Raw genomic sequence first — 19,799 nt, 5'->3', positions numbered from 1 at the left:
GAGTGTGAAATGATGTCTTAACAAAGTATTGACAGCGGGCGCGGGCGGGGGTTTGATCCCGTCCCAGCGCAACAGGCCGCGTTTGCCGTGAACGACTCGGACATGCCAAGATCCCGGGCCCTGGATCATCGATGATCCTTTTTCTCCCTTTCCCCCGCGAAGCACAGTGAGGTGCCAGGAAAGATGGACCGTTCTTCTCACCCCCGCTCCCGCAGACTCTTCCCCGTAGTCGCGGTGGCAGCGGCGGCTGCCCTGACCCTCGCCGGCTGCTCCAGCAGCTCCGGGGGCAAGAAGTCCGAGGAAGGCGGCGCCAACGCGTCCGCCGGCAAGGCCACCACGCCCCGCATGACGGTCGCGCTGGTCACGCACCAGTCGCCCGGCGACACCTTCTGGGACATCGTCCGCAAGGGTGCCGAGGCCGCCGCCGCCAAGGACAACATCAAGCTGGTGTACTCGGCCGACCCGAACGCGGGCAACCAGTCCAACCTGGTGCAGAACGCGATCGACCAGAAGGTCGACGGCATCGCCGTCACCCTCGCCAAGCCCGACGCCCTCAAGACCGTCATCGGCAAGGCGAAGTCGGCCAACATACCGGTCGTGGGCCTCAACTCCGGTCTGAGCGACTGGAAGAAGCTCGGCCTGATGGAGTTCTTCGGCCAGGACGAGACGGTGGCCGGCGAGGCCTTCGGCAAGAAGCTGAACGACCTCGGCGCCAAGCACACCGTCTGTGTCATCCAGGAGCAGGGCAACATCGGCCTGACCCAGCGCTGCGACGGCGTGAAGAAGACCTTCTCCGGCAAGACCGACGTCCTCTACGTCAACGGCACGGACATGCCGTCGGTGAAGTCGACGATCACCGCCAAGCTCAAGCAGGACTCCTCCATCGACTACGTCGCGACCCTCGGCGCCCCCTTCGCGCTGACCGCGGTCCAGTCGGTCTCGGACGCCGGCAGCAAGGCGAAGATCGCCACCTTCGACCTGAACAAGGACCTGACGACGGCCATCAGCAAGGGCACGATCCAGTTCGCGGTGGACCAGCAGCCGTACCTGCAGGGCTACTTGGCGGTCGACTCGCTGTGGCTGTACAAGAACAACGGCAACTACAGCGGCGGCGGTGAGCAGCCCGTGCTGACCGGCCCGGCCTTCGTCGACAAGACCAACGTCGAGCAGGTCGCCAAGTACGCCGCCAACGGAACCCGGTGATGAGCATGACCCAGCACGCCGAGCCGGCGGTGGAGACACCGCCGGCCCCCGGCCCCAAGGAAACCGACGGGCGCACCGCCCAACGGTCGCTGGCCCTCAGGCTGTTGGCCCGCCCCGAGGTCGGCGTCTTCCTCGGCGCCGCCGCGGTCTACGTGTTCTTCCTGATCGCCGCCCCGCCGGTGCGGGACGGCGGCTCGATGGCGACGGTCCTGTACCAGTCGTCCACCATCGGCATCATGACGCTGCCCGTCGCACTGCTGATGATCGGCGGCGAGTTCGACCTGTCGGCGGGCGTCGCGGTCATCACCTCCGCGCTGACCGCGAGCATGCTCGCCTACCAGCTGACCGTGAACGTGTGGGTCGGCGTCGTCGCCGCGCTCGTGGTGTCCCTCGCGATCGGCTTCTTCAACGGCTGGATGGTCGTCAAGACCGGCCTGCCGAGCTTCCTGGTCACCCTGGGCACCTTCCTGATCCTGCAGGGCGCCAACCTCGCCGTCACCAAGCTGGTCACCACCAACGTCGCCACCGACGACATCAGCAACATGGACGGGTTCGACCAGGCGCGGAAGATCTTCGCGTCGTCGTTCGACATCGGCGGCGTCCAGGTGAAGATCACCGTGTTCTACTGGCTGGTCTTCGCAGCGCTGGCGACCTGGGTGCTGCTGCGCACCAAGTACGGCAACTGGATCTTCGCCGTCGGCGGCAACAAGGACTCCGCCCGCGCGGTGGGCGTGCCCGTCACGTTCACGAAGATCTCCCTGTTCATGCTGGTCGGGCTGGGCGCCTGGTTCGTCGGCATGCACCAGCTGTTCACGTTCAACACCGTGCAGTCCGGTGAGGGCGTGGGCATCGAGCTGATCTACATCTCCGCGGCCGTGATCGGCGGCTGTCTGCTGACCGGCGGCTACGGCTCGGCGATCGGCCCGGTCTTCGGCGCGTTCATGTTCGGCATGGTCCAGCAGGGCATCGTCTACGCCGGCTGGAACCCCGACTGGTTCAAGGCCTTCCTGGGCGTGATGCTGCTCGGCGCCGTCCTGATCAATCTGTGGGTCCGCCAGTCGGCGACCAGGAGGTGACCCGATGACGAAGAACGAATCGACCACGCACGGAGCGATCCTCCCCGACACCCCCGCCCAGGACGAGGACGCCCCGATCGTCGAACTGCGCGGCGCCGGCAAGTCCTACGGCAACATCCGTGCCCTGCACGGCGTGAGCCTGACCGTGCACCCGGGCAAGGTGACCTGCGTGCTCGGCGACAACGGCGCCGGCAAGTCCACCCTGATCAAAATCATCTCCGGCCTGCACCAGCACACCGAGGGCGACTTCCTCGTCGACGGCCGCCCGGTGCGCTTCTCCACCCCCCGCGAGGCCCTCGACAAGGGCATCGCCACCGTCTACCAGGACCTGGCCGTCGTCCCGCTGATGCCGGTGTGGCGCAACTTCTTCCTCGGCTCCGAGATGACCAAGGGCCCCTGGCCCCTGCGCCGCCTCGACATCGAGACCATGAAGAAGACCGCGGACGCCGAACTGCGCAACATGGGCATCGTCCTGGACGACCTCGAACAGCCCATCGGCACCCTCTCCGGCGGCCAGCGCCAGTGCGTGGCCATCGCCCGCGCCGTCTACTTCGGCGCCCGCGTCCTCATCCTTGACGAGCCGACGGCCGCCCTGGGCGTCAAGCAGTCCGGTGTAGTCCTCAAGTACATCGCCGCCGCCCGCGACAAGGGCCTGGGGGTCATCTTCATCACCCACAACCCCCACCACGCCTACATGGTCGGCGACCACTTCAGCGTGCTGCGCCTGGGCACCATGGAACTCAACGCCTCCCGCGACGAGGTCAGCCTCGACGAACTGACCAACCACATGGCCGGAGGCGCCGAACTCGCCGCCCTCAAGCACGAACTGGCCCAGGTCCGCGGCGTCGACGTCGACGAACTCCCCGAAGAGACCGACCTCACCGCACCCGTCGGCACCTCGGAAGGGGCCTCCTGACATGGCCGGCGCCCTCGACCGCATCCGTGTCGGTTCGGCCCCCGACTCGTGGGGCGTGTGGTTCCCGGACGACCCGCGGCAGGTGCCCTGGGAACGCTTCCTGGACGAGGTCGCCGAGGCCGGTTACTCATGGATCGAGCTGGGTCCGTACGGCTATCTGCCGACCGACCCGGCCCGGCTCACCGAGGAGGTCGCCCAGCGCGACCTGAAGGTGTCCGCGGGCACGGTCTTCACCGGCCTGCACCGCGGCCCCGCGGTCTGGGACTCCACGTGGGAGCACGTCAGCCAGGTGGCCGCGCTCACCCGGGCGACGGGCGCGCGGCACCTGGTCGTCATCCCGTCCTTCTGGCGCGACGACAAGACCGCCGAGATCCTGGAACCGCCGGAGCTGACCGGCGAGCAGTGGGCGTACCTGACCAAGGGCATGGAACGGCTCGGCCACGAGGTCAAGGAGACGTACGGCCTCGACATCGTGGTGCACCCGCACGCCGACACCCACATCGACACCGAGGACCACGTCGAGCGCTTCCTCGACTCCACCGACACCGAACTGGTCAACCTCTGCCTGGACACCGGGCACTACGCCTACTGCGGCGGCGACAGCGTCAAGCTGATCGAGACCTACGGCGAGCGGATCGGCTACCTGCACCTCAAGCAGGTCGACCCGGAGATCCTGGCCGGCGTACGGGCCGACGGCACCCCCTTCGGGCCCGCCGTCGCACAGGGCGTCATGTGCGAACCACCGTCCGGAGTACCGGAGTTGGGACCGGTCCTGGAAGCCGCTCAGCGGCTCGGCGTGGAACTGTTCGCGATCGTCGAACAGGACATGTACCCCTGTGAGCCGGACCGGCCACTGCCCATCGCGGTGCGCACCCGCGCCTTCCTGAGGTCCTGCGGCGCCTGACTCCCTGGAGGGGGACGACCATGGCTCAGCCCGCAACGCTGCACGTCGCCGTCGTCGGCACCGGAAAGATGGGCGCCGACCATGTCCGCCGCATCCAGGAGGTCATCAGCGGCGCCCGCGTCACCGCCGTCGTGGACGTGGACGCCGAACGCGCCAAGGCCGTCGCCGCCCGCGTCGAGGGATGCACCGCCTACACCGACCCGGCGGCCGCGATGGCGGCGACGGACGTCGACGCCGTCCTCATCGCCTCTCCCGGGCCCGCTCACGAGGCGGCCCTGCTGACGGCGTTCGAGCACGACCTGCCCGTGCTGTGCGAGAAGCCGCTCACCCCGGACGCGGCCTCCGCGCTGCGGGTCATGGAGGCCGAGCAGCGGCTCGGCCGGCGCCGGGTCCAGGTCGGCTTCATGCGGCGGTACGACGCCGAGTACATGAAGCTCAAGTCCCTCCTGCGGACGGGCCAGTTGGGCAGGCCCCTGATGCTGCACAACCGGCACCGCAACGTCGCCTCACCGCCCGGCTGGCGCAGCGAGATGCTGATCAACGACTCCGTCGTGCACGAGATGGACATCACCCGCTGGCTGCTGGGCCACGAGATCACCGCCGTCACCGTGCTGCGTCCCACGCCGTCCGTGAACGCGCCCGACCGGATGCAGGACCCGCAGTTCGTGGTCTTCGAGACCGACGGCGGCGCGATCGTCGACGTCGAGATCTTCGTCAACTGCGGCTTCGGCTACCAGGTCCAGGCCGAGGTGGTCTGCGAACGCGGCACCGCCCGCATCGGCGACGGCCACGCCATGGTCACCCACATGGCCGGCCGCTGGGGCGGCACCATCGCCCAGGACTTCGTGGAACGCTTCGCCGACGCCTACGACCGCGAGGTCCAGGCGTGGGTCGACGCCACCCGCCGCGGCGAGGTCACCGGCCCCAGCGTGTGGGACGGCTACGCGGTGGCCGCGGTGTGCGAGGCGGGCGTCCGCGCGCTGGAGGAGGGCGGCCGGGTGGAGGTCGAACTGGTGGAACGGCCGCCCCTCTACGACGTCAGCTGAGCGCCCGCGAGAACACCACCCGCGGCTGTCCCGGCCCGTTGTACTCCTCCACCACGCGCACGTCGAAGCCCAGGCTGCGGTGGAAGGCGACCGACCCCTCGTTGCTGACGGTCGTGATCGCCTTCAGCCGCACCGCGCCCTGCCGCCCGGCGGCCTCGGTGAAGGCGCCGTACAGTGCGCGTCCCAGACCGGCGCCGCGGGCGTCGTCCCGCGTCGCGACCAGGTGCACATAGCCGGTGCCGTCCGGGGTGACGAAGCCGATGAGATAGCCGAGGACGCCGTCGTCGGAGCGGGCGACCAGACAGGTCTCGCCGAACTCGTGCACCAGCGGCAGCAGATGCAGCGCCCGCAGGTCGCGCTCGCCCCAGTACCGGTGGTGGTCGGCGAGGACCTGCCGGATGTCCGTGACCCGCGCGGGGACGATCCGGTGGGCCACGTCAGTTCCCGACGACGCTGCGCGGCCGCGGCGGGAGGCCCGCCGCGCGGTAGGACGCGTCGACCAGCGTCATCGTGGCCACCGCGTCGTCCGCGTCCAGCGGCACCGGCGTGCCCTCGCGCACCCGCGCCGAGAACGCCTCCAGCTGGTAGGCGTACGACGACCGGGTGCCCAGGTGCTCCGTGCGCTCGCCGTCCGCCGTGCGCACCACGACGCGGTCGTCGAGGTGGGGCAGGACGAAGTTCGGGGCGCTCGCCTCGCCCTTCGTGCCGATGATCCGGCAGCTCATCTCCAGCCCGTCGTACGCCATGTGGCAGCGCGCGGAGCCGGTGGCGCCGCCGGGGAAGGCGAGTTCGGCGTCCAGCCACTCGTCGACCCCGGGCGCACCCGCCCGTTCCCCGCCCCGGGCGGAGACCAGGCTCGGGGCGCCGCCCGCCCACGGGGCCAGCATCCGCTGGGCGTGCAGGCTGTAGCAGCCCAGGTCCATCACGGCGCCGCCGGCCAGCGACAGCGACCAGCGCGGGTCGCCGTCCTCGGGCGCGGGGATCGCCACCAGCGTCTCCACCCGCCGCAGGTCGCCCAGCTCCCCGCTCTCCAGGAGCTCGTGCAGGCGCCGGGTGACGGGGTGGAACAGGTAGTGGAAGCCCTCCATGAACACCGTGCCGGACTTCGCCGCCGCCTCCCGGACCTCCGCGGCCTCCTCGGCGTTGCTCGCCGAGGGCTTCTCCGTCAGGACGTGCTTGCCGGCCGCGAGGGCGGCCAGGTTCCACGGCCCGTGCAGACCGTTGGCGAGCGGGTTGTAGACCACCTCGACCTCGGGGTCGGCGAGCAGGTCGGCGTAGGAGCCGGCGACGCGCTCCACACCGTGCCGGGCGGCGAAGGCCTCGGCGCGGGACCGGTCGCGGGCGGCCACCGCCACGAGACGGTGACCGGCGGCGCGGGCCGGGTCGACGAGGGCGCGTTCGGTGATCCGCGCGGCGCCCAGTACTCCGATGCGCAGGGGTTCCCGGACCGGTTCACTCATGATGTTTCCGTTCTCCTTGATCCATCCGTCACTGCGGGATCAGTCTGCCCTCGACCGGCGGGAAGTGGCGACGGGCGAGGTCCTGCGCGTGGGCGACGGCGCACTCGATCAGCTCGAAGGCGGGCAGCCCGCCGACGTGGTAGGTGCGGTTGCGGCCCTGCAGCGCGTCGAGCCGGTCCAGGGCGCCGTCCGCCAGGTCGGCACTGCCGAAGTGCGGCATGAACGCCCACGCGTGCCGCCCGTGCACCTCCGCCAGCCGTCCGCCGAGCCGCGCGACGTCGTCCCGCAAGCATGCGGCGACGTCCTCGGGGCGGCCGTAGGAGTAGAAGGTCCGCACCTCGCTGCCGGGGTAGCGGTGGTGGTACGAGACGCAGTGGCCGGTCGCCGAGCGGCTCGCGGTGTGGCCGTCGAGGAAGTAGAAGGCGTCCTGCGGGAGGCCGGGCGCGCCGGCCACGGTGGTGTGGTACGCCTGGGAACGGACCCGTGCGGCCAGGTCCCGCTCGTCCTCGCGGGCGTCCAGCACCGGCAGGATCCGGTCCAGGGGGACGGCGAGCACCAGCTCGTCGGCGTCCACGCGCCCGGAGTCGGTGTCCACCCGCACCCCGTCCGCATGCCGCTCCACCGACCGCACCCGGACCCCGCACCGCACGTCCTTCAGCTCCTCGGCGACCCGCTGCCACAGACCGCCGAACCCGCCGACCACGGTGAACGCGCCCGCGTGGCCCAGCAGTTCGGGCAGGGGCGACAACAGCCCCGTCATCTCCGCGTACTTGACGAAGTACAGCGCCGGCACGTCGTCGTCGAGGTAGCCGTACCCGGCCGCCGTGTATCCGGTGCCGAAGGACTCGGCCATCGGCTCCAGGCCGTGTGCGGCGATCCACTCGCCGACCGGTGCGGCGAGCGCGCGCGCCGAGTGGGCGAGCCCCGGGTCGGCGATGTGCGGGAACTCCCGCTCGCGCAGCGCCCGGTAGCGCCCGAAGGCCTCGTCGCGCAGGAACGCCATGGTCTGCCGGCTCGCGGTGCCCGCCTCGACGTCGAGGACGCGGTAGCGGCTGGTGCGTTCCGTCTCCAGGTCCAGCTCGGTCACCAACCGCGCCGTCCGCGCGTAGCGGCTGGTGCAGATGTGGCCGCCCAGGTCGTAGGTGAGCCCGTCGACGGTGACGCTCCGGCACTTGCCGGCCACGGTGTCCTGTTCCTCCAGGACGGTCACCCGGTGCCCGGCACGCTCCAGTTCGCGGGCCGTCGCGAGGCCGCTCGGTCCGGCACCCACGACCACCACACTGCGGGGCCGGCTGGGAAGTTCGTACGGCGGGGATGTCGGCTTGTGGCCGGCGTTCATGGTCGTCGCTCCTCGGTAGGCGGGACGTGATCGCATCCCTTGTTCATACGTGGAGAGACGTGAAGGTGTTCCGGGCACCTGAGGCCGGCCGGCGCCCGGAACACGGCAATCGGGCCGCGTCGGTCAGCCGGCGCGGACCTCGGCGATCGTCACCGGGCGGTGCTCGTGCAGGGACAGCGTGCAGGCGTCGGCGATCCAGCCGGCCTCCAGGGCGTCCGCGATCGTGCACGGCGAGGGGATCTTCCCGGCCACGACCTCGGTGAACGCGGTCAGTTCGGCGCGGTAGGCCGCGGTGAAGCGGTCCATGAAGAAGTCGTGGGGGGTGCCCGCCGGGAACGTCACGCCGGGCTCGACCGACCGCAGCGGCAGCTTGTCCTCCAGGCCGACGGCGATGGAGTCCGTGAAGCCGTGAATCTCCATACGGACGTCGTAACCCCGGGCGTTGTGGCGGGAGTTGGAGACCACCGCGATGGTGCCGTCGTCGAGGGTGAGGATCGCGCCCGTGGTGTCGGCGTCGCCCGCCTCCTTGATGTAGTCGGCGCCGCGGTTGCCGCCGACCGCGTACACCTCGACCACCTCGCGGCCGGTCACCCAGCGGATGATGTCGAAGTCGTGCACCGAGCAGTCGCGGAAGATGCCGCCCGAGGCGGCGATGTACGCGGCCGGCGGCGGCGCCGGGTCCAGCGTCGTCGAGCGCACGGTGTGCAGCTTGCCCAGCTCGCCGCTCCGCACGGCCGCGCGGGCGGCGACGAAACCGGCGTCGAAGCGGCGGTTGTAGCCGATCTGGATCGGCACGTCGCTGCCCTCGACCGCTTTGAGGACCTCCACGCCCTCGGCCATGGTCCGGGCGACGGGCTTCTCGCAGAAGACGGGGACGCCGGCCTCGACGCCGGCCAGGATCAGCCCCGGGTGGGCGTCGGTCGCGGCAGCGACGACGATGCCGTCCACGCCGGCGGCCAGCAGGGCCTCCGGCGAGTCCACGACCTCGCCGCCGAACCGGTCGGCGGCGCTCTTGGCGGCGTCCGCGAACGGGTCGGTGAGGACGAGCGAGTCGACCGCGTCGAGCCCGGAGAGGGTCTCGGCGTGGAAGGCGCCGATGCGGCCGAGGCCGAGGATTCCGATGCGCATGGGGGTGCAGCTCCTTGAGGGTGTTGCGGTGAGCGGTGGAGAAGAGGTCAGTCGAGGCCGCCGAGGACGTTCTGGTCCCAGTCGATCACCGATCCGGTCACCACGCCGGACCGGTCCGACAGCAGGAAGACGACGAAGTCGGCGATCTCGTCCGGCTGGCCCAGCTTGCCCATCGGCAGCCTGGCCGCGGCCTGCTCGCGCCAGTCGTCACCGGCGCCGTGGAACGCCTTCTGGGTGGCGTCCTCGCCCTCGGTGGCGGTCCAGCCGATGTTCAGGCCGTTGATGCGGACCCGGTCGAAGCGGTGGGCGTGCGCGGCGTTGCGGGTCAGGCCGATCAGACCGGCCTTGGCGGCGACGTAGGGGGCGAGGAAGGGCTGCCCGCCGTGCGCCGAGGAAGTGATGATGTTGACGACCGTGCCGGGCGCCTCGCGGGCGACCATGTCCGCGACGGCCGCCTGCATCGCGAAGAACGGCGCCTTGAGATTGATCGCGATGTGCTGGTCGAACAGCTCGGGCGTGGTGTCGAGCAGCGTGCCCCGGGAGGTGAGCCCCGCGGAGTTCACCAGGCAGTCGATCCGGCCGTAAGCCGCGACGACGTCACCGACCGCAGCCTTGGCCTGCCCGGCGTCCGCGAGGTCGGCGCGCACGAACATCGCCTTGCCGCCGGCCGCCGTCAGCTCGGCCACCAGCGCCTCGCCCGGCTCCGGCCGCCGCCCGGTGACGGCTACGACCGCCCCCTCGCGGACCGCGGCCCGCGCGATGGCGGCACCCACGCCCTGGCTGCCGCCGTTGACGAGGACGATCTTGTCGTCGAGAAGTCCCATGGATCTTCGATGCCCTTTCAGCTCGCGCGCCGTTCACCGGCCACGCGCAGGTGGTCCCGCAGGATCCGCGCGGGCCGGGCCTCGCGCAGCGCCTGGCGCACCAGGTCCGCCTGCGAGGGCGGGGCCAGGCCGTCGACCGGCGGGTCGCTGTCGAGATTGGTGGGGAACGGGTAGCCCTCGGCGCACGCGGCGATCACGTTCTCCAGCCACCACTCCTCGGCGCCCTCCGTCCTGCGCCGCAGCAGCACCGGGTAGACCGCGTTCGTCACCGCCTCCCGGTCCACGGTCTCCATGGCCCGGCCGAACGCCGAGGACACCTGGAGCAGGTTGGCCATGCGCCGCACGTCGGTGGTGCGGTTCGTCCCGGCGGCGTGGAACAGCGCCGGGTTGAAGAAGACGGCGTCGCCCTTGGCGAGCGGCAGCTGGACGTGATGCTCCTTGAAGTACGCCTGGAACTCCGGCCGCCGCCACGCCAGGTAACCCGGCTCGTAGCCCTGCGAGTACGGCAGGTACAGCGTCGGCCCCGACTCCACGGGCATGTCGCAGTGCGCCACCGCGCCCTGCAGGGTGAGCACGGGGGAGAGCCGGTGCACGTGCGCCGGGTAGGCCGCGGCGGCCTCGTCGGAGAGGAAGCCGAGGTGGTAGTCGCGGTGCACGGTCTGCGCCAGACCGCCCGGGTTGACCACGTTGACCTGCGAGGTGACCTGGTAGCCGGGGCCGAGCCAGGCCTCGCAGACCAGGGCGAGGACGGGGTTGGCGTAGTAGTCCGCGAACGCCGCCGGGTCGTAGAGCGCCGCCTTCTCCAGCGCGTTCCACACCCGCTCGTTCGCGCCGGGCTTGGCGAAGTGGTCGCCCGCCTTCGCGCCGGACGCGTCCTGCTCGCGGATCAGTGCCTCGAACACCTCGGTGAGCCGGTCGACGACCGCGGGCTCGGGGTACGCGCCCCGCAGCACCACGACGCCGGGCCCGTCGGTGAGCGCGCGGACGAGCTCCTCCTGGACGCCGCGGCGGTCCTCGGTGCCGCGGACGCGCTCGGCGTCGTAGAGGAGGACGTTGTGGTCGACCGAGGAGGCGTGCGGGTAGTCGGCGGGATCGGTGGTCCGCTCGACGAGGGTGCGGAAGGCGTCGAGGTCGCAGTCCTGCTCGGACAGCCAGGCACGGCGGTGTACGGCGGTGAAGGACATCTGCGTCCTCTCGGTGACAGGGGCGACTCAGCGCTGCCATTCTTGTCAGTACAAACCCGTCGAACAACCGGCACGCGGCCATCAAAAACCCCTCAAGGAGCCACCGCATGGGTCACCCGTTCCCGATCCGGGAGATCGCACGTCAGGCGGGGCTCAGCGAGGCCACCGTGGACCGGGTGCTCAACGGCAGGGGAGGGGTGCGCGAGAGCACGGCGCGGGAGGTCCAGCAGGCCATAGCGGACCTGGACCGCCAGCGCACCCAGGTCCGGCTGGTGGGGCGGACCTTCATGATCGACATAGTGATGCAGACGCCCGAGCGGTTCTCCACCGCCGTGCGCGCCGCCCTGGAGACGGAGCTGCCGTCCCTGCACCCGGCCGTCGTGCGCTCCCGCTTCCACTTCCGGGAGACCGGACCGGTGGCCGAGCTCACGGGCATCCTGGACCGCATCGGCCGGCGCGGCTCGCAGGGCGTGGTCCTCAAGGCGCCGGACGTCCCGGAGATCACCGCCGCCGTCGCCCGCCTCGCCGAGGCGGGCATCCCCGTCGTCACCCTGTTCACCGACCTGCCCGCCACCGCCCGCCTCGGCTACGTCGGCATCGACAACCGTGCCGCCGGCGCGACCGCCGCGTACCTGATGGGCCAGTGGCTCGGCGACCGGCCGGGCAATGTGCTCACCAGCCTCAGCAGCGGCTTCTTCCGCAACGAGGAGGAACGCGAGATGGGCTTCCGCAGCGCCATGCGCGCCCGTCACCCCGAGCGCACGCTCGTGGAGATCGCCGAGGGCCAGGGCCTGGACGCCACCCAGTACGACCTCGTACGCGCCGCCCTGGAGCGCGACCCCGGCATCCGCGCCGTCTACTCCATCGGGGGCGGCAACATCGCCACCCTGCGCGCCTTCGAGGACCTCGGCCGCGAGTGCGCGGTGTTCGTCGCGCACGACCTCGACCACGACAACACCCGCCTGCTGCGCGAGCACCGCCTCTCCGCCGTCCTCCATCACGACCTGCGCCAGGACATGCGGGAAGCCTGCCACATCGTGATGCGCGCCCACGGCGCCCTGCCACCCGCGGGACCTGTGCTGCCGTCCGCGATCCAGGTGGTCACCCCCTACAACATGCCTCCGCAGGCGACGAGTTGAGAGGCACGGGAGTGACGAGGACGGAAGAGATCGAGATCGAGGGCGTCCGCATGCTCGCCGCCCTGACCCCGGGCGACGGCATCGGACTGCTGGCGCTGCACGGCAGCAACGAGGGCGGTACGGCCGAACTGGCGTGGTCGGTCGCCGAGTTGTGCGGCGCCACCAGCCTGGTCTTCACCCAGCCGGGCGTGCCCGAGCCGGTGCACGTGCGCTCCCCGCGGATGGCGGTCGAACACTGCGCGCTGCTGCGGGAGTTCCTGACCCGGGTGGAGCTCACGGTCTCCCTGCACGGACACAACCGGACCGCGACACCCCGCTCGGTCTTCGTCGGCGGCGGCAACCGGCCGGCGGCGCTTCTGCTCGCCGGTGGACTCGACGCCCTGCGGCCGGAGTTCGACCCGGTCATCGACCTCGACGAGATCCCCGTGGCCCTGCGCGGCCTGCACCCCAGGAACCCGGTCAACATGACCCGTCGCGGCGGTGTCCAGGTCGAACTCCCGCTCACGGCCCGGACCGGCGGGCGGGCCTGGGCGCCGGGAGTCCCGGACACCCCACCGCGCGCCGTCGTCGACGCCCTGGCGAAAGGTGTGGCGTCCCTGGCGGCTATGCCGGGACGCTGACCCAGGCGCCGCTCTCCGCCGACTCGGTCATCGCCTCCAGTACGGCGGCGCTGCGCACGGCGTCCGGGAGCGTGGCCCCGTACGGCCTGCCCTCCGCGATCGAGCGCAGGAAGCGGTGGGCCTCGATCACCTTCAGGTCGTCGTAGCCCATGGCGTTGGCGGCGCCGGGCTGGAAGACGCCGTACTCGCCGGCGCCCGGGCCGACGTAGACGGTGCTGACGGGCTGGTCCTGGAAGGTGGCGCCGCGGCTGACGCCCAGCTCGTTCATGCGCCGGAAGTCCCAGAACACCGCGCCCCTGGTGCCGTGCACCTCGAAACCGTAGTTGTTCTGCTCGCCGACCGAGACCCGGCAGGCTTCCAGCACTCCGCGGGCGCCGGAGGCGAAGCGCAGCAGGCAGTTGACGTAGTCCTCGTTCTCGACCTGGCCCATCTCGCCGCCGGTGGCCCGGGTGTGACCGGCGGTGGCGCCGGTGGGCCGGGCCCGCTCCGGGATGAACACGGCCGTGTCCGCCGTCAGCGACTCGATGTCACCGAGCAGGAAACGGGCCAGGTCGGCGCCGTGCGAGGCCAGGTCGCCCAGGACCCCGCTGCCGCCTCGTTCCTTCTCGTACCGCCAGGTCAGGGCGCCCTCGGGGTGGGCGGCGTAGTCGCTGAAGAGGCGGACGCGGACGTGGGTGACCGTGCCGAGCTCGTCCGAGGCGATCAGCTCGCGGGCGGCCTCCACGGCGGGGGCGTTGCGGTAGTTGAAGCCGACCGCACCCTGCACCCCCGCCCGCGCCACCGCGTCGGCCACGGCCCGGGCGTCCGCCGCGCTCAGGCCGACCGGCTTCTCGATCCAGATGTGCTTGCCGGCCTCAGCCATGGCCACGCCGATCTCACGGTGCAGGAAGTTCGGGGCGGTGATGGAGACGGCCCGCACCCGCGGGTCCCGGGCGACCTCGCGCCAGGCGCGGGTGGCGGAGTCGAAGCCGAACTGCGCGGCGGCCTCCTCGGCCCGGCCGGGCACGTCCTCGGCGACCGTGACCAGCCGCGGGCGCAGGCCCAGGCTCGGGTAGTGGTGCGGGACGCGGGCGTACGCCTGGGTGTGCACCCGGCCCATCCAGCCGAACCCGACGACGGCGACACCCAGCGAATCCACCATGACAACCCCTCTTTGGACCGGTCCACAACCTGTCCAGGCCACACTGAAGGGGCGCTTCCGCCGGTGTCAACCCTCATCCACCCCTTTGACAAGCCCGAGCGGCTCATGGAACGGTCCACAACATGAAACCGCCGACGATCCGCGACGTGGCCGTACAGGCCGGTGTCTCCAAGTCGCTGGTCTCGCTCGTGCTGCGCGGCTCCGAGCAGGTGCGGCCCGAGAAGCGGGAGGCCGTGCTGCGGGCGGTACGGGAGCTCGGCTACCGGCCGAACGCCGCCGCGCGCAGCCTCAGCGAACAGCGCACCCGCACGGTCGGCGTGCTCCTGGACGACCTGCGCAACCCCTGGTTCGTCGAACTCCTCGACGGCCTCAACTCGCTGCTGCACGCGGCCGGTCTGCACATGCTGCTGGCCGACGCCCGCCTCAACCGGCGCACCGGCCAGGACCTCACGGGCCCCTTCCTGGACCTCGGGGTCGACGGGCTCGTGGTCGTCGGCACGCTGCCCGACCTCGCCGCGCTCGGCGCCGTCGCCGAACGCATCCCGGTCGTCGTCGCGGGCGCCCGCGAGGCGGCACCGGCGGGTGTGGACGTCGTCGCGGGCGACGACGAACTCGGCGCGCGGCTGGTCACCGAGCACCTCATCGGCCTCGGCCACCGCCGCATCGCGCACATCGCGGGCTACGGCGCCGTCGGCGAGCTGCGCCGGCGCAGCTTCGAGGCAGCCATGCGCGAGCACGGTCTCGCGGACCTGGCGATGGTGGAGCCGAGCGACATGACGGAGGAGGGCGGCTACCGCACCACGGTCCGGCTGCTCAGCAGGCCGGGGCGGCCCACCGCCGTGTTCGCCGTGAACGACATCGCCTCGGTCGGCGCGCTCTCGGCGGCCGAGGAACTCGGCCTGCGCGTCCCGCACGACGTGTCCGTCGTGGGCTATGACAACACGAGTATCAGCCGGCTCCGCCACGTTTGGCTGACCACGGTTGACGGCGTCGGCCACGAGGTCGGCCGCCGAGCCGCCCGCTGCCTCCTGGACCGCTTCGAGCGGCCCGGGGGAGCGGGCCGACTCCACCTGGCCGCACCGGCGTTGGAGATCCGCGGCACGACGGCCGCGCCGCTCACAGCGTGATGGCGTAGGCCTTGCGCAGCGTCTCGTGCACCGTCCACGTCGTACGGTCGCCCGCGCGCAGCACCGCCATGTCGCCGGGCCCGACCTCCAGCGTCGGCCCGCCCTCCACCTCGACGGTGGCCGACCCGCTGACCACGACGAACAGCTCGTCCGCCTCGGTGTCGGTGACGACGCCCGGCGTGATCTGCCAGATCCCGCGGATCTGCCGGCCGTCCGCCGACTCCCAGAGGACCTTCCCGGTCACCTCGGGCGCACCGGAGACGATCTGTCCCGGGTCGAGCGGCTCGGGCTCGAGCTCGGCGTCGGGGACGTGCACTGCGAAGCTGTGGGTCATGGGCCGAGCGTAGCCAGGGCGGCGGCCCGCCGGGCCTGGACAGAGTGTGGGGGATCGGCCCAGCTGAGAGGACACTTCGTCGCGACCGGGCACGACCGCCGGGCCGCGGGGGCGCGGCTCCTGGGCCGCGGTGGCATGGCTCCCGGGCCGCAAGGGCCGGCCCGTCCCGGGCGCCTGCGCCACGGTCCGCCCCCGCGCGCCTCGGCCCTCGGGGCGCCCTGACCTCCGGCCCTCGGTCCGCCCTGGACGTCCGGCGCCCGGCCCGCCTTCGACGCTCAGCGCCTGGCTTGGCCTTGACGCCCGGTGCCCGGCCTGCCCCTGGGTCTCCGTCGCTCAGCTCGATCCCAACCTCCGCCCCGTGGCTCGCCCTCGGCCTCCGGCGCTCGGCTCGACCCCGACCTCCGCCCTCTGGGTAGTCCTCGGCCCGTCCCGACCTCCGGCGCTCGGCCTTCGACACCCAGCGCCCGGCCTTCCCCTGACGCCCAGCGCCCGGCCTGCGCCTGGACCTCCGGTGCTCGGCCCGTCCCTGACCTCCGCGCATGGCGCCCCGCCCCCGGCGCTCCGCCCGCCCCGACCTCCTGCATAGCCGTCGACGCCCCTGGTGCCACTCGCGCCCCGCCCCCCGGCGCTCTCCGACGGCATACCTGCCTCCGCCCCCGACGCCCACCCCGCCGGTGACGCTCGGCCCGCCCGGCACCCGGTCCGCCCCGACACCCAGCCCGCCCCCGACGCCCGGCCCGCCCATGACACCCGGCCCGTCCCGCCGCCGGCGCCCCCCGGCATCTGCCCCACCCCCGGCATCCGCCGCCCCACCCCCGGCGCCCGGCCGCAAGGCGGTGCGCCGGTCTGTGTCGTTGTGCTTCCGCCGGTGCGATCATCAGGTACCGGCCTACTCGATCACCGCATACGCGCGCCCGGACTGTCGTAGGGTCTCGTCCCGTGGGAACGGACATCGACGGCGCCATCGAAAGCCGCTCGGCCGACGGGCGTTGGTACATCGAGGCGGATCTGCTGGACTTCCGGCCGCCGCGGGACTACGACGCCTGGGAGTGCCTGTTCGGCGTGCGCGGGACGGGAGACGTCGACCGCCCGCTCTTCGCCGACCGGGGCCTGCCCCACGACGTCAGCGATCCCGTGCGGGAGGCCGCCGTCGGCGACTACCAGCACAATCACACCTACGCCACCTGGACCGAGGTCGCCACGGCCGACTGGGACGCGCCCCTCGCCGCCGGCCTCGCCTGGAACCGGGCGATCAGGGCGGCGCCGGAGGGCGAGGAGGTCGTACGGGTGACGCCCGGCCTGCGGGAGGCAGCCGCGCGCACCTTCGGCGGGGACCTGCTGCTCGCGCCGCCCGAGTGGCCGCCCGGGGGCCAGGTGCGGGTGGGCGACGCGGTGTACCGGCCCGTGACGCTCACCGCGCGGATGCTCGCCCCGCCGGACGAGGGATGCTGGGCACAGGTGTGGAGCGCGATGCGGGAGCTCGCGGGCCGGCACGGCGACGAGCAGGTACGGCTCGTCGTCTGGTTCGGCTGACCGGCTCACCGGGGAAGGAAGCGACAGATGACCACCGACGCCACGAGCACCACCGTCACGGACGAGGCGGTGAACAGCCTGGCCGGCACCGCCGACCCGCGCCTGCGTGAGCTGCTCACCGGCCTGATCCGGCATCTGCACGCCTTCGCGCGCGAGACCCGGCTGACCCAGGAGGAATGGGAGCGGGCGATCGCGTTCCTGACCGCGACCGGGCAGACCTGCACGGACACCCGGCAGGAGTTCATCCTCCTGTCCGACGTGCTCGGCCTGTCGATGCTGGTGGAGACGATCAACGGCGACCGCGCGCCGGGCGCCACCGAGTCGACGGTCCTCGGCCCGTTCCACATGACCGAGTCCCCGGCGCGTCAACTCGGCGCGAACATCGACCTGGTGGGCGGCGGCGAGCCCTGCGTGGTCAGCGGCCGCGTCGTGTCCGGTGACGGAACCCCCCTGCCGGGCGCGGTGATCGACGTGTGGCAGGCCGACGGCAACGGCTTCTACGACGTCCAGCGCCCCGACCTGCAGCCGCCGGGCAACGGCCGCGGACTGTTCACGGCCGACGCCGAGGGCCGCTTCCGGTTCCGCACCTGTGTGCCCAGCCCGTACCCGATCCCCACCGACGGGCCCGTCGGGGACCTGCTCCGGGCGACCGGCCGTCACCCCTACCGACCGGCCCACATCCACTTCATCGCCTCGGCGGACGGGCACGCGCCGGTCACCACGCACATCTTCGTCGCGGGCAGCGACTACCTCGACTCGGACGCGGTGTTCGCCGTCAAACCGAGCCTGGTGCAGGACTTCGCACTCACCGACGACCCTTCCCTGGCACGGGAGTTCGGCCTCCCGAACCCCTTCCGGCACGCCCGCTTCGACCTCGTACTGGAACGATCGTGAAGGACGCCCTCGACTTCACGCACGAGTCCCGGCAGGCCCGGGTCGTGTTCCGGCCCGGCGCCGCCACGAACGCGACCGCCGGGGAGGCCGCCGCACTCGGCCTGCGCCGCCTGCTCGTCGTCTGTGGCAGCCGCGGTACGGCCACCGCCCGGGCGGTCGCCGACTCGCTGGGCCCCGCGTGCGTGGGCCTGCACGACGGCGCCCGTATGCACGTGCCCGTCGAGGTCGCCGACCGGGCCGTGGAGGTGGCCCGCGCGGCCGGCGCGGACGGCCTGGTCGCGGTCGGCGGCGGCTCGTCGATCGGCCTCGGCAAGGCCGTCGCGCTGCGCACCGGCCTGCCGCTGATCGCCGTGCCCTCCACCTACTCCGGCTCGGAGATGACCCCGGTGTGGGGCCTGACCGAGCACGGCGCCAAGCGCACCGGCCGCGACCCCGCCGTCCTGCCGCGCAGTGTCGTCTACGACCCCGAACTCACCCTCTCCCTGCCGGTACCGCTCTCCGTCACCAGCGGCGTCAACGCCATCGCCCACGCCGTCGAGGCCCTGTACGCCCCCGACGGCTCACCACTGACCGCGCTGATGGCCGAGGAGGGGATACGGGCCATGGCGGCCGCCCTGCCCGCGGTTGCCGAGGCCCCGGACTCCCTGGAGGCCCGCGGGCGCGCCCTGTACGGCGCCTGGCTGTGCGGCTCCTGCCTCGGCGCCACCACCATGGGCCTGCACCACAAGCTCTGCCACGTCCTCGGCGGCACCTTCGGCCTGCCGCACGCCGAGACCCACACGGTCGTCCTGCCCTACGCCCTCGCCTACAACGCCCCCGCGGTCCCGGACGCGGCCGCCGCCGTGGCCCGCGCCCTGGACACCCACGACGCCCCCCGCGCCCTGCGGTCCCTGGCCGGACGCCTCGGCGCCCCGCGCACCCTCGCCGAACTCGGCCTCGACGAAGCCGACTTGACGGTGGCCGCCGCACAGACCGCGGGCCAGGCCTACGCCAACCCCCGCGCGATCACCACCGACGGCGCGCTCGCCGTGCTGCGGGCGGCGTACGAGGGTGCCGAGCCGGAGTTCCCCGGGGCCTGAGCCGACGGCCGCGATCGACGACGGCGTCCGGCCCCCACCGCGAGCACGCCCCGGGACGCTCGGCGATGACCTCGCCCTGCGCCCCCGATGTGGTGCCGACTGCGCCCGCAATACGGCGGACAAAATTGTTGACAATCTTGTCTGGCTAGATTTAGGTTCGACAGGCACTCACTCAGGGAGGGCAACGATGCCGAAAGAAGCCCGTCCGAGCACCGGAGAGCAGGCCAAGCAGCATGCGCTCGCGCAGCTGCGGCAGGCGATCCTGCACGGCGAGATGGCACCGGCGCAGCGGCTGGTGGAGAACGAACTCGCCGAGCAGTTCGGTGTGACACGGGCGAGCATCCGGGCGGCACTCATCGATCTGGAGGCCCAGGGCCTCGTCGAGCGGATCCGCAACCGCGGCTCGCGGGTGCGGGTGGTGACCGTCGAGGAGGCGGTCGCCATCACCGAGTGCCGCATGGTCCTCGAAGGGCTGTGCGCGGCGAAGGCGGCCACCCTGGCGAGCGACGAGCAGCTCGCCGAGCTGACCGAGCTGGGCACGGCGATGACCAAGGCCGTGGCCGACGGTGAGCCGGTGACCTACTCCGAGCTCAACCAGGAACTGCACGCCAAGGTGCGCGAGTTCTCCGGCCAGCGCACCGCCGTGGACCTGCTGGAGCGGCTCAACGCCCAACTGGTGCGCCATCGCTTCCAGTTGGCGCTCAGGCCGGGACGCCCGCAGCACTCCCTGAACGAGCACCTGGCGATGATCGAGGCGATCAGGACCAGGGACCCGCAGGCGGCCGAGGCGGCCGTCCGCGCCCACCTCACCAGCGTCATCGAGGCGTTGCGCGACTGACGTACGCGCGCCGG

At 72.2% G+C, this 19,799-nt stretch carries 20 protein-coding genes; 12 read left to right on the top strand and 8 right to left on the bottom strand.

Annotation, left to right across the window (positions count from 1 at the left end):
- Window positions 1-183 precede the first annotated feature (183 nt).
- The 5 genes from LN251_RS42385 to LN251_RS42365 are packed head-to-tail and all read left to right on the top strand — an operon-like array spanning window position 184 to window position 5,145.
- Window positions 184-1,203 carry a sugar ABC transporter substrate-binding protein gene (locus LN251_RS42385; RefSeq protein ID WP_362986061.1) on the top strand — a complete coding sequence of 340 codons (1,020 nt, stop codon included), beginning with the start codon at window positions 184-186 and terminating at the stop codon, window positions 1,201-1,203.
- The gene (locus tag LN251_RS42380; protein ID WP_458249447.1) at window positions 1,203-2,279 is read left to right on the top strand and encodes an ABC transporter permease; all 1,077 of its coding nucleotides are present in this window, start codon (window positions 1,203-1,205) and stop codon (window positions 2,277-2,279) included. The genes LN251_RS42385 and LN251_RS42380 overlap by 1 nt, the downstream gene beginning before the upstream one ends.
- Window positions 2,280-2,283: 4 nt before the next feature.
- Window positions 2,284-3,195 (top strand): ATP-binding cassette domain-containing protein, encoded by a 912-nt coding sequence (locus tag LN251_RS42375; RefSeq protein WP_458249446.1) that lies wholly within the window; start codon window positions 2,284-2,286, stop codon window positions 3,193-3,195.
- A 1-nt stretch (window position 3,196) separates the two neighbouring features.
- Window positions 3,197-4,099 carry a sugar phosphate isomerase/epimerase family protein gene (locus LN251_RS42370; protein WP_458249445.1) on the top strand — a complete coding sequence of 301 codons (903 nt, stop codon included), beginning with the start codon at window positions 3,197-3,199 and terminating at the stop codon, window positions 4,097-4,099.
- 20 nt (window positions 4,100-4,119) lie between these two features.
- A complete protein-coding gene (locus LN251_RS42365) occupies window positions 4,120-5,145 on the top strand; it encodes a Gfo/Idh/MocA family protein (protein WP_458249444.1) in 1,026 nt (341 codons plus the stop codon).
- Here LN251_RS42365 and LN251_RS42360 read toward each other — a convergent pair.
- The 6 genes from LN251_RS42360 to LN251_RS42335 all read right to left on the bottom strand — a co-directional run bounded on the left by LN251_RS42360 (window position 5,138) and on the right by LN251_RS42335 (window position 11,080).
- Window positions 5,138-5,581, bottom strand: coding sequence for an N-acetyltransferase family protein (locus LN251_RS42360; protein WP_458249443.1), 444 nt, complete (start codon window positions 5,579-5,581; stop codon window positions 5,138-5,140). The two genes, LN251_RS42365 and LN251_RS42360, sit on opposite strands and share 8 nt — an antisense overlap.
- Window position 5,582: 1 nt before the next feature.
- Entirely contained in the window at window positions 5,583-6,605 is a 1,023-nt protein-coding gene (locus tag LN251_RS42355; protein WP_458249442.1) for a Gfo/Idh/MocA family protein, read from the bottom strand.
- A gap of 28 nt (window positions 6,606-6,633) precedes the next feature.
- The gene (locus tag LN251_RS42350) at window positions 6,634-7,944 is read right to left on the bottom strand and encodes a protoporphyrinogen/coproporphyrinogen oxidase (RefSeq protein WP_458249441.1); all 1,311 of its coding nucleotides are present in this window, start codon (window positions 7,942-7,944) and stop codon (window positions 6,634-6,636) included.
- 123 nt (window positions 7,945-8,067) lie between these two features.
- Window positions 8,068-9,072 (bottom strand): Gfo/Idh/MocA family protein, encoded by a 1,005-nt coding sequence (locus tag LN251_RS42345; RefSeq protein ID WP_403950530.1) that lies wholly within the window; start codon window positions 9,070-9,072, stop codon window positions 8,068-8,070.
- Window positions 9,073-9,119: 47 nt separating this feature from the next.
- On the bottom strand, window positions 9,120-9,896 hold the full coding sequence (locus LN251_RS42340) for an SDR family oxidoreductase (protein ID WP_458249440.1): 777 nt from the start codon (window positions 9,894-9,896) through the stop codon (window positions 9,120-9,122).
- 17 nt (window positions 9,897-9,913) lie between these two features.
- The gene (locus LN251_RS42335; RefSeq protein ID WP_458249439.1) at window positions 9,914-11,080 is read right to left on the bottom strand and encodes a phytanoyl-CoA dioxygenase family protein; all 1,167 of its coding nucleotides are present in this window, start codon (window positions 11,078-11,080) and stop codon (window positions 9,914-9,916) included.
- Window positions 11,081-11,187: 107 nt separating this feature from the next.
- On the opposite strand from LN251_RS42335, the gene LN251_RS42330 reads away from it, so the two are divergent.
- Together LN251_RS42330 and LN251_RS42325 are read left to right on the top strand one after the other, a co-directional pair.
- Window positions 11,188-12,219 carry a LacI family DNA-binding transcriptional regulator gene (locus LN251_RS42330; RefSeq protein ID WP_458249438.1) on the top strand — a complete coding sequence of 344 codons (1,032 nt, stop codon included), beginning with the start codon at window positions 11,188-11,190 and terminating at the stop codon, window positions 12,217-12,219.
- An 11-nt stretch (window positions 12,220-12,230) separates the two neighbouring features.
- Complete coding sequence (locus LN251_RS42325) at window positions 12,231-12,839, top strand: poly-gamma-glutamate hydrolase family protein (RefSeq protein ID WP_458249437.1); 609 nt, start codon at window positions 12,231-12,233, stop codon at window positions 12,837-12,839.
- Here LN251_RS42325 and LN251_RS42320 read toward each other — a convergent pair.
- Window positions 12,823-13,980: a Gfo/Idh/MocA family protein gene (locus tag LN251_RS42320; RefSeq protein WP_458249436.1), complete on the bottom strand. Its 1,158-nt coding sequence runs from the start codon at window positions 13,978-13,980 to the stop codon at window positions 12,823-12,825. The two genes, LN251_RS42325 and LN251_RS42320, sit on opposite strands and share 17 nt — an antisense overlap.
- A 122-nt stretch (window positions 13,981-14,102) precedes the next feature.
- Between LN251_RS42320 and LN251_RS42315 the strand changes: the two genes are divergently transcribed.
- Entirely contained in the window at window positions 14,103-15,107 is a 1,005-nt protein-coding gene (locus tag LN251_RS42315; protein WP_458249435.1) for a LacI family DNA-binding transcriptional regulator, read from the top strand.
- Here the strand turns inward: LN251_RS42315 and LN251_RS42310 are convergent.
- The gene (locus tag LN251_RS42310) at window positions 15,097-15,441 is read right to left on the bottom strand and encodes a cupin domain-containing protein (RefSeq protein WP_458249434.1); all 345 of its coding nucleotides are present in this window, start codon (window positions 15,439-15,441) and stop codon (window positions 15,097-15,099) included. The genes LN251_RS42315 and LN251_RS42310 overlap by 11 nt on opposite strands.
- A gap of 939 nt (window positions 15,442-16,380) precedes the next feature.
- Between LN251_RS42310 and LN251_RS42305 the strand changes: the two genes are divergently transcribed.
- From LN251_RS42305 to LN251_RS42290, 4 genes are all read left to right on the top strand, one after another.
- Window positions 16,381-16,974 carry a hypothetical protein gene (locus LN251_RS42305; RefSeq protein WP_458249433.1) on the top strand — a complete coding sequence of 198 codons (594 nt, stop codon included), beginning with the start codon at window positions 16,381-16,383 and terminating at the stop codon, window positions 16,972-16,974.
- A 27-nt stretch (window positions 16,975-17,001) separates the two neighbouring features.
- The gene (locus tag LN251_RS42300; protein ID WP_458249432.1) at window positions 17,002-17,868 is read left to right on the top strand and encodes an intradiol ring-cleavage dioxygenase; all 867 of its coding nucleotides are present in this window, start codon (window positions 17,002-17,004) and stop codon (window positions 17,866-17,868) included.
- Entirely contained in the window at window positions 17,865-18,947 is a 1,083-nt protein-coding gene (locus tag LN251_RS42295; protein ID WP_458249431.1) for a maleylacetate reductase, read from the top strand. The genes LN251_RS42300 and LN251_RS42295 overlap by 4 nt, the downstream gene beginning before the upstream one ends.
- A 187-nt stretch (window positions 18,948-19,134) precedes the next feature.
- Window positions 19,135-19,785, top strand: coding sequence for a GntR family transcriptional regulator (locus tag LN251_RS42290; protein ID WP_458249430.1), 651 nt, complete (start codon window positions 19,135-19,137; stop codon window positions 19,783-19,785).
- Window positions 19,786-19,799 lie beyond the last annotated feature (14 nt).

The sequence above is a fragment of the Streptomyces sp. MAI_2237 genome (genome assembly GCF_054189285.1).
Note: the sequence above shows the minus strand (reverse complement) of the source record. Positions and strands in the feature narration are given on the sequence as shown.